Origin of the sequence: Acinetobacter sp. UBA3132 (assembly GCF_002364825.1) — a bacterium.
GTDB lineage: Bacteria > Pseudomonadota > Gammaproteobacteria > Pseudomonadales > Moraxellaceae > Acinetobacter > Acinetobacter schindleri.
Map to the genome: position 1 here is coordinate 1 of NZ_DEZM01000041.1, position 9870 is coordinate 9870.

8 protein-coding genes and 1 pseudogene are annotated in these 9870 nt (G+C 42.8%); 2 read left to right on the forward strand and 7 right to left on the reverse strand.

Features of this window, described 5'->3' with window-relative positions; translation table 11 throughout:
* Nucleotides 1–293, reverse strand: a pseudogene (locus B4033_RS01640) (hypothetical protein); the annotation flags it as partial.
* 345 nt (nucleotides 294–638) lie between these two features.
* Between B4033_RS01640 and otsB the strand changes: the two are divergent.
* Complete coding sequence (otsB, locus tag B4033_RS01645) at nucleotides 639–1526, forward strand: trehalose-phosphatase (protein WP_048882734.1); 888 nt, start codon at nucleotides 639–641, stop codon at nucleotides 1524–1526.
* A complete protein-coding gene (locus B4033_RS01650) occupies nucleotides 1493–2923 on the forward strand; it encodes a trehalose-6-phosphate synthase (RefSeq protein ID WP_286831502.1) in 1431 nt (476 codons plus the stop codon). Before otsB ends, B4033_RS01650 begins: the two co-directional genes overlap by 34 nt.
* A 31-nt stretch (nucleotides 2924–2954) precedes the next feature.
* On the opposite strand, the gene B4033_RS01655 is transcribed toward B4033_RS01650, so the two are convergent.
* The 6 genes from B4033_RS01655 to B4033_RS01680 form a co-directional block, all read right to left on the reverse strand.
* The gene (locus tag B4033_RS01655) at nucleotides 2955–4187 is read right to left on the reverse strand and encodes an MFS transporter (RefSeq protein WP_286831505.1); all 1233 of its coding nucleotides are present in this window, start codon (nucleotides 4185–4187) and stop codon (nucleotides 2955–2957) included.
* Nucleotides 4188–4397: 210 nt separating this feature from the next.
* The gene (locus tag B4033_RS01660; RefSeq protein ID WP_286831508.1) at nucleotides 4398–5120 is read right to left on the reverse strand and encodes a glycosyltransferase; all 723 of its coding nucleotides are present in this window, start codon (nucleotides 5118–5120) and stop codon (nucleotides 4398–4400) included.
* Nucleotides 5117–5725 (reverse strand): class I SAM-dependent DNA methyltransferase, encoded by a 609-nt coding sequence (locus B4033_RS01665; protein ID WP_286831511.1) that lies wholly within the window; start codon nucleotides 5723–5725, stop codon nucleotides 5117–5119. Before B4033_RS01665 ends, B4033_RS01660 begins: the two co-directional genes overlap by 4 nt.
* The gene (locus tag B4033_RS01670) at nucleotides 5706–6500 is read right to left on the reverse strand and encodes a PIG-L deacetylase family protein (protein ID WP_286831514.1); all 795 of its coding nucleotides are present in this window, start codon (nucleotides 6498–6500) and stop codon (nucleotides 5706–5708) included. Before B4033_RS01670 ends, B4033_RS01665 begins: the two co-directional genes overlap by 20 nt.
* A complete protein-coding gene (locus B4033_RS01675; RefSeq protein WP_286831516.1) occupies nucleotides 6488–7486 on the reverse strand; it encodes an acyl-CoA dehydrogenase in 999 nt (332 codons plus the stop codon). The genes B4033_RS01670 and B4033_RS01675 overlap by 13 nt, the downstream gene beginning before the upstream one ends.
* Nucleotides 7487–7728: 242 nt before the next feature.
* The coding region (locus tag B4033_RS01680) for an OsmC domain/YcaO domain-containing protein (RefSeq protein WP_286831519.1) at nucleotides 7729–9870 on the reverse strand (2142 nt) is incomplete at its 5' end.

Genomic DNA, 9870 nt, shown 5'->3' on the forward strand with positions numbered 1-9870 from the left:
CATTGTGCATCTGAATTTGTGAGTAATGGTCGTTGAACTTGACTTTCGAACTGTCGTGTTCCTAATTTAGTATTTTTTAATGTAATGGCAGGTTGTGTCATGCCTGTAGAGTCAGTAAAAGATTGTGGTTCTAGGTAACTTAAATCTGAAGTGACTTGCTGAGGGGGGGTGAAAGTTTTATTGACCACACCCGCGGTCACGGTCACTGCAACCACAGTGACCGTCGCTGCCATGGAAGCATAAAATTTATTGAGAGCTTCATTGCTTATATCCGAATTATTATGATGATGCATTCCTCGATCAATGAACCATGCATTTTTATCTATGTTCATAGTTTTTATTAAGTTTGATTTGACGAAATGATTTCCTTCTCTCTGTTTTTCCTTTTAGATCACTTCTTAACACTGCATTTATAAACTGACAATGCTCCTTGTCTGTTATAAAAATTCTTATACAAAACTATGCTTATTCATATCTTGATAGATTTTAGAAATTTCTGATTGAGAAAAAATTTTATAGAAATGTGATTTTCAAGACATTTTTACAAGATATTGCAACGTTACAGTAGATAGGTGAAATGTATTATTCATTATAGGAATAAGCAGATCACAGATCTTGACATGTTATAAAAATAATCAATGCATCAAGAGACTGTAATTTATTACACCCTAACAATGAAAACTACAAATGCTGTTCTAGATTCTATTTATCCCGAGATAGCGAAAAAGCTGGATCGGAGAGCTAAATATAATTCCTTACCCTGTATTTTATTTTTAGACATTGACGGTACACTTTCAGAATTTCATCCAGATCCTGAACAGAGTTTTATCCCCTCTTCTACCCTAAATAATATTGCACAAATCCAGCAATTTTTACCTTTATATCTGGTTACTGGACGTTCTATCGAGCAAGCACAACGACTGATTCAGCCTTATCGCTGGAATATTATCGGATCACATGGCGTAGAGCTGCTACAGCAAGACGGTATAGGTCGAAAACTTTTTTATATCAATCACAAAGAACTTGAACAACTCAAATCTAGTGTACTTGAGCAGCAGCATAAATGGCAGCCGATCCGGGTAGAAACTAAAACCCATTCAGTTGCCCTGCATTTCCGTGAACATCCTGAATATGCAGATCAGGCAAAAGCCATTATTGATAATTATCTTAAACAATTATCAAGTTTTGAATTAAAAAGCGGCAAATGTGTCTATGAACTGGTCCCCCACGGCTGCAATAAAGGTGCGGCAATCCAGCATATTTTAGAGGATCTTGAAGCTGAGCAGTTTTACCCCATTTTCATTGGGGACGATTTAACGGATGAAGCTGGTTTTCACATCATTAATGACTATGGAGGTATGTCAATCAAAGTTGGCCCAGGAGAAAGCGCAGCCAAAGCTCGTTTAGACGACGTGGCAGATGTCGGTTTTTTCTTACATGAATTTTTAACATCACTAAAAGCGTTAAAACAAGAAATGAAAGGAGAAAAAACGTGTCCCGACTCATTGTATTATCCAACCGTGTAACATTACCGAACCCGAATGCCACTCAGGCAGGTGGTCTTGCGGTTGCTCTGGAAGATGCCCTAAATGGTATAGGTGGCATTTGGATGGGATGGAATGGCAAAAAGACGGCATATAGGCAGAATTCCTTTGACGTCCTGAAAGATCAGCAGATTGAATATCATACCTGTAGTTTCTCTGAAGCTGAATATCAGGGTTTTTACTGCGGTTTTGCGAATGGTGCACTATGGCCGCTAATGCATGACCAGAATCAATATATTGATTACTCAGATCAGGATTACCGGATCTATCAGGATGTCAATTTTAAGTTTGCCCGCCAGTTGCAGAAAATTATCGAACCGGGTGACATGATCTGGGTGCATGACTATCATTTCTTAAGTGTTGCACATTACTGCCGTCAGCTGGGCATGCGCAATCGTATCGGTTTCTTCCTGCATATTCCATTTCCAGAGACACAAAAGTGGAAAGATCTAGCCTGCAGCCAGCATCTTGCAGCGCATCTGGCACAGTACGACCTGCTTGGCATGCAAACGCAGCAGGATCAGAGAAACTGTTATGATTTCCTGAAAACTACCTTGTCTCTAACTGCACATACCAACAATATTCTGCGTAATGGACAGCGTCAGGTAGAAGTAAAAGCTTATCCGATCAGTGTGCATCCTACTGCAATCCAGCGTCGTGCGGGACAACTCACTGATACTGAACTGCCATTTGATTTCAGTTCATCACCTGATGTTAAACATATCATTTCAGTAGACCGAATTGACTATAGCAAGGGCTTATTACAGAAGGTGGATGCGCTGCGTCAATGTTTCCAGGAAACTCCTGAAATGTTGTCGAAGATACGCCAGTTTCAGATTGCCTGTCCTTGCAGACTGGAAGTTCCGACCTATGCCAATCTGTATCGGGATTTAAAACGAGGTGTCGATCAGCTGAATCAGGATTTCTCTCATACAGATCAACCGGTCTTTGACTGTCATTATGATACTTTAGGCCATCATGCCTTGATGCGTTTATATCGCAAGTCGGAAATCTGCTGGGTCAATTCGGTACGTGATGGCATGAATCTGGTAGCGAAGGAATATATTGCTGCTCAAGATCCAGAAAATCCGGGCATTTTGATTCTGTCCAAATATGCGGGTGCTGCTGAGCAGATGCGTGAAGCTTTACTGGTCGATCCTTATGATAATAACAGCATGATCAAAGCCTTAAAGTTGGCAGTGAAAATGCCGAAGTCTGAACGTATTGCACGATATCAGGCGCTATTTCAAGGCCTGATGGACTATGACATAGTGCATTGGCGTGATTGTTTCTTAAAAGATCTTAAACACGTAAGTAGCCAGTATATTTACCAGCCACTTAGTAAGTCACCCTCTCACGATCTTTATTTACAGCATTAAATTGCTTTGATTTAAACAAAAAACACCAGCTTTATGCTGGTGTTTGTGTTTTTTCTGCTTCTGCCGCAGTTGCTGGAGCAGAAGTCAGCTGGTTCAGTACAGTAATACTGATCAGGCCAACTGCAATGATAAAGAATACCTGGCTTAGACCTATGATCTCGCTTCCGAATCCCACCAATGCTGGCCCAAGCAAAGAACCGGTATAAGCAAATACAGAAACATAAGATAAAGCAATATGTTTTGGTAATTCAGTTTGACGTCCTGCACGTGAGAACATCAACGGAACGATATTGGCGCTACCCAGACCCAGGATCGCATAGCCAATCAAAGCCACATACCACACTGGTGCAAATACCACAGTCAGAAGACCCAAACCTGCCAAAGTGGCACTGTACAGAATCGTGTTCTTTTCACCAAAGAAGCGAATAATCAAATGGCCACTTAAACGTCCTGCAACCATTAAAGCAGCAAAGCAACTGTAAGCTAGACCAGCTTGAGATGCTTGAACTTTAAATTGAGTATTCAGGTAAATTCCACTCCAGTCCATCGCTGCGCCTTCAGACAGAAAAGCGATAAAACAGATCAATCCCATGCAAAGAATTGCAAATGTTGGACGTGGTTTATGGGAAACCTTCTGAGTGTTATCTTCAGATTCTGTTGCTTCAGCTGCAGCTTCTGCTTTTAGACAGAATGGCACAGCAAATACCATGATCAGTAAAATGCTCATACTGATTACCAGTACACTCAAAGGCAGTGCAAGACCAAATGCCAGCATACTGGTCATACCCAACACACCTGCCAAACCACCCAGGCTACATACGCCATGGAACAGTGACATCATGCTTTTACGTTGTTGACTTTCCAATTTAATTGCCTGAAGGTTAACCGATACGCCGAGTGCGCCAGCGCTAGCACCGAAGCAGAATAAAGCGGCTGCCAATAGCAATTTAGTCGGGCTAAATGCCAATGCAGGCAGAATCAAAATAAATGCAGCCAGTACCGTAGCAATAACGGAACGACAGCCGTAACGATGTGCCATACGACCTGCCAATGGCATGGCAATCATTGAACCTACGCCAGCGGCAAGCAATAGCACACCGAAATCCGAATGGCTCAAATTCAGACGCTGCTGCACCAGTGGAATCAACGGTGCCCAGGCAGCGGTACTAAAACCCAGAGCGAAAAAACATAGTGCAGTGGCAATACGTTGCCAATGACTACGTGGAAGCGCACGAAGAGAAGCAGGTAATAACGGAGCGTACATAGTAAGAACCAGTAAAAATTTCGGTGCGGTATCCCAAACCGTTGATCCATAGAAAAACCCCATGAACTTATACTTGAAATGTATTAGTTCACAGGGCTTAATTTGGATGAATTATAAGCAGTTTTATTTTAAATGGAATAGGTTTTAATCAAAAAAATCGGCTAAATTGTTAAGCCTATGATTCATTAAAAAATATATTTTCAAAAATTTTCAAATAATTTTTCTCAGGCATTTTGTATTGGATTTGTTATCCTGATTTCGTCGTTCAATGCTCCATAAAAATTGTGAAAATCCTTCACGGACACGTGAAATCAGGCGACTGCTGGTTACCACTCTCAACTGGTTAGACCAGGTAATATGCATTCCCATTTTTTCTGCGCGTTTAACCAGATCTACATCTTCATGACATGGCATAGGTTTGAAGCCGCCAAGAACCTTATAACTCGATGCTTTAAAACAAAGGTTGGCACCATGAATATGCCGATGCCCCATATGATCCTGATAATGGTGCAAATATTTTTTTTGGGTAGCTAAACTTAAGTGATCCCATTGCGCAATTTCAACGACTCCGCAAATCACATGTGTAGGCTGATGCAGCAGCATGGTCTTAAACCAGTCTGGATTTACTCTGGAATCTGCATCCGTACAGCAAATCCAGTCATAGCCTTGTTGGATCAAATGCTGTATACCGAGATCACGGGTTTTTCCTACACAACGATAATTACAACTTATAGCTAAAACATTATAAGTGTTTAACTTTTCTGCTGTAGCATCAGTACAGCTATCCATCACGACAAGAATTTGAATTTGTATGCCATGACTTTGAGGCATGTCCTGATAAAATTTTTGGCGTGCCCGTTCCAGTGCCTGCAGACAACATTCGATTTCTTCTTCTTCGTTACAGGCCGGAATGACGACACCAATTTTTTTCATAACAATCCTTCTTGTACGGCTATCGAATTTACATCATGTGTCCAGACATCCAGAAAAAAATCGGCATCCTGTAACTGTGTGTAGTAATAATAATGCAATCGCTGTTTTAAAATCTGATGAACCTGTTCTCCATTCAGACTAAAGCCTTCAATCGCATGTCGCCAGTGGCAAGCCACAATACAGCCTTGTGGACTAAGATGCGTATTCATCCATTCAATCAGTTGCAGCAGAATATTTTCTTCAAGGTAATATAGCATTTCGCTGGCAACAATCAGATCAAACTGCTGTGTTGGCAAATCCAGAGGCACAATCCCCTGCACCACTTTGACATGATTATGGATCAGGCGCTGATTCGCTAGCTGTATGGCGGTCGAATTGGCATCCATACACAGTAAAGCTTCGCATCGTTCAGCCAGTTCGGCGCTCAGCACGCCGTTACTGCAGCCAATTTCAATACCATTTTTAAATTTGGGATAAGGCAGTACAGCTAAGGTCATATCGCGTTTGCGCTTCTCATACCAGCGCTGTTCATACTGCCAGGGATCGCCATTATTTATGCGATACAGCTCGGCGAAGTAGTCATGATTATAGATGGCCTTCGTCATCAATATAGACCTCCCATGGCTGTAAAAGACGTGCTAATGCGCTGCCCGATACGATAGCAGCTTTACCTGTACTGAAGTCCGGTTCAAGCTGGCTTTTAAAACATTGCATGGCTTCTATTTTACGCGCTAACTGCTTTGCGTTGAGTTCAAGTCTAAGGGCTTTATGCCAAGGAATACGACTATCTCCAGGACTGGCCCAATGCCAGGTCCAGATCAGCACCTGTAAACATTTTAAAGAGTGCGTTGCTGCAAGCTGTTTGCTTAACTGACCTGTAATCTCATGATCAGGATGGCCATCATGTTCAAAAGTGGTTACCAGAATATCATTTGCTTGCAAATACGGTTTTAAAGCAGCAACCAACTGGTCACGTTGTTGCCCTACTTCACCATCCTGGATATTCAGCGCAATACGCTGTATCGATTGTTGCAGATCGAGAACGCCTAAAGCATTTATTGTTTCCTGAGGTCGGATATGATCCAGCTGCTCTGGTGTATATAGTCTGGAGTTGGGATGACTGGCTGTGCCATTGGTGACTGCAAACAGAACAATCTCATAACCCGCTGCATCCAGCTGCTGAATCAGTCCACCACAGCCAAGAACTTCATCATCCGGATGTGGAGCAACAATACAAATGCGACTATTTAGGGGAAATATTTTACTCAGTTCAAGCGCTTTTAAATGATGGAGCTGATGACTCTGCTGCCATTCTTCTAGCGCTGTTCCTTCACCCTGAATAATACGGTCTTCAACGATTGGATGTTTTAAAGTGCCCATGTCTGTTCATCCTCCATCGTCAGTTGACCAATACACTGCAAATCAAATGCAGCATGGCTTTGCCGGATAAATACGGGCAAATCTGCTACACAGCGGGCAAAATCCGCCTCCTGGCAATATGGTGCTGCACCCAAGGCTTTACCACAAAGTTCCAGTACTGCCAGTGCAGTGTCTTCGACCTGGGCACGTAAAGCTCGGATCATCAACTCATGATTATGCCTAGGGTCGGCATCAATCAATTTTGCAGTCTCATAAAATAATGCACGAGTTGCATACAGCTTGCTACTGACCTCACCCAGATACATTTCTCTAAATGGATTAGTTTTATGATGCATGGCATGTTTTAAATAACCGGCCAGTTTGAGCGTTGCACCAAACCAGCAGGCAGCGACACCAGCCGCACCATGCCAGAATCCATGACGATCCAGATAATAGTCTGGCTTGCTGATGGTTTTGGCCTTGACCTGATTGAAGCTGACCTCAGCCGTGCGTGTATGTTGCATCCCCACGGCATGCCAGGCACTGGTATTGATCTGAATCCCATGCTGGGTCATATCTACCAGTAACAGTTGCGAGTGTTCTTCTTCATCTCGATAGGTCAATAAAGCCTGCTGCACCTGGCCGGCGGCTGAACACCATGGTTTAATTCCGGAAAGCAAATCATCTTCCAGCTGTAAAGGTTTAGGACCACCCTCTGCTGCCCAGATAGCAGTCAATCCGACAATCTGCTCAGGATCAGCATGCAGTTCATGCAGTATCGCCAGTACATCCAGATGCGATTCATATAGTTTGGCCAGACTCAAGTCTATGGCAGCAACCTGACTCAGGATCTGCCAGCGTTTTAAGGTCTGTCCTTCACCCGGGTATGGCACCTCCAGACTGTGTGGAATCAGCTGATGTAAAGCGTGATCAATCCGCTGCTCGGGATCAGTCGAAGAAGAATTAAATTCTACTTTTAATTGTTCGATCAGCTGTTTGAGGTACATTCATCTTCCTCATTAAATATCATTAAGATTCTTTTATCGGTTTCTTAAATATGAATAGCAAAGTGAGTAATTTAACTATTCATTATGTAAATGACTGTTTATGAATTAATTTATGCCCAGTATTGGCGCAAAATACTGTAGCTTTTTGTCAGGAATTTGTCTGATTTGTAAATCTTAAATATTTAAAGCAATAAAAAAAACCGCCTATCTGGAGGCGGTTTTTTGATGCAGCTATCTATGGATTATTGCTGAGCCACAAACTTGGCACGCGCTGCATGCAGCTTTTTATAGCTGTCAATCAGGCGTAAATGACGATCCAGACCTTCAAGCTTCATACTGGTTTCAGCCAGGCCATAGAAACGGACTGTGCCTTCAACTGAACCCATGACTGCATCCATACGTTCATCACCAAACATACGACGGAAGTTGTGTTCATAATCTTCCAGTTCCATGTCATCATCCAGCATGACTTCCAGAACGACATTCATGCACTGGTAGAACAGGCCACGTTCAACAGTATTGGTATTGAACTGCAGGAACTGCTCAACCAGATCTTTGGCTTCTTCAAATTGCTGCAAAGCTACATAAATCAGCAGTTTCAGTTCAAGAATCGTTAGTTGCCCCCATTCGGTATTTTCATCGAACTCGATACCGATCAAGGTTTTGATCTCGGTATAGTCATCCTCATCTGCTTCTTCCAGACGCTCAACCAGTGCTTCCAGTTGTTCATCATCCAGTCGATGCAGATTCAGGATATCTTCACGATATAACAAAGCCTTGTTGGTATTGTCCCAAACCAGATCTTCCACCAGATAAATTTCCGAATAGCCCGGTACCAGAATACGGCAAGCTGTGGCATCTAAATGCTGATACACCGCCATATAAACTTCATGGCCCATGTCTTCCAGAATCGTGAATAATTCCTGAGCTTCATCCGCATTCGAGTTTTGACCATTATTGGTGAAATCCCACTCGACAAAATCGTAATCTGATTTCGCGCTGAAGAAACGCCAAGACACTACACCGCTTGAGTCGATGAAATGCTCAACAAAGTTATTCGGTTCAGTTACTGCATTGCTGCTAAAAGTTGGTTTTGGCAGATCATTCAGGCCTTCAAAACTACGGCCTTGTAACAACTCAGTCAGACTGCGTTCTAATGCCACTTCAAAGTTAGGATGGGCACCAAATGAGGCAAATACACCACCGGTACGTGGGTTCATCAAGGTGACACACATGACCGGAAACTGACCACCTAAAGAAGCATCTTTGACCAGAACCGGAAAGCCCTGTTCTTCCAGACCTTTAATGCCTTCAACAATTTTTGGATATTTTGCCAGAACATGTTCAGGCACATCCGGTAGTGCGAGTTCACCTTCCAGAATTTCGCGTTTTACCGCACGTTCGAAAATTTCAGAAAGACATTGTACTTGCGCTTCAGCCAAGGTATTGCCGGCACTCATACCATTGCTCAGGTATAAGTTTTCAATCAGATTTGATGGGAAATACACGGTTTCACCATCAGACTGACGTACAAATGGCAATGAACAGATGCCACGAGCCTTATTGCCCGAGTTGGTATCATAAAGATGGGTACCCAATAACTCATCTTCAGGATCATAAATTTCACGGGTATGTTCATCTAAAACTTCTACAGGCAGCTCACCATTCGGACCTGGCTGGAACCATTTTTCATCCGGATAATGCACAAATTCTGCATTGGCAATATCTTCACCCCAGAACTGGTCATTATAGAAGAAGTTACAGTTCAGACGCTCAATAAATTCACCCAAAGCAGATGCCAGCGCACTTTCTTTGGTTGAGCCCTTACCATTGGTAAAACACATTGGCGACTGCGCATCACGGATATGTAGCGACCAGACATTCGGCACGATATTACGCCAAGACGCAATTTCAATCTTCATGCCAAGGCCTGCCAGAATTGCAGACATATTGGCAATGGTTTCTTCCAGCGGAAGGTCTTTACCTGGAATAAACGTACTGTTTTCAGAAGCCAGACTCGGCATTAACAAGGCTTGAGCATCGGCATCAATGCTTTCTACTTCTTCAATGACAAATTCCGGACCGGTTTGAATTACTTTCTTGACGGTACAACGGTCTATCGAACGTAAAATCCCTTGGCGATCTTTTTCAGAAATATCAGCCGGCAGTTCCACCTGAATTTTAAAAATCTGTTTATAGCGGTTTTCAGGATCAACAATATTGTTTTGCGAAAGGCGGATATTATCAGTCGGAATGTCACGTGCTGCGCAATAGACTTTGACAAAATAAGCCGCACAAAGTGCCGATGACGCCAGAAAATAATCGAATGGGCCGGGTGCCGAACCATCGCCTTTATAGCGGATCGGCTGATCGGCGATTACCGT

Excerpts from the sequence above, each read along its gene's own strand:
- otsB (WP_048882734.1), top strand. The coding sequence starts at position 639 with ATGCATCAAGAGACTGTAATTTATTACACCCTAACAATGAAAACTACA.
- B4033_RS01660 (WP_286831508.1), bottom strand. The coding sequence starts at position 5,120 with ATGAAAAAAATTGGTGTCGTCATTCCGGCCTGTAACGAAGAAGAAGAA.
- B4033_RS01675 (WP_286831516.1), bottom strand. The coding sequence starts at position 7,486 with ATGTACCTCAAACAGCTGATCGAACAATTAAAAGTAGAATTTAATTCT.
- B4033_RS01665 (WP_286831511.1), bottom strand. The coding sequence starts at position 5,725 with ATGACGAAGGCCATCTATAATCATGACTACTTCGCCGAGCTGTATCGC.
- B4033_RS01655 (WP_286831505.1), bottom strand. The coding sequence starts at position 4,187 with ATGTACGCTCCGTTATTACCTGCTTCTCTTCGTGCGCTTCCACGTAGT.
- B4033_RS01670 (WP_286831514.1), bottom strand. The coding sequence starts at position 6,500 with ATGGGCACTTTAAAACATCCAATCGTTGAAGACCGTATTATTCAGGGT.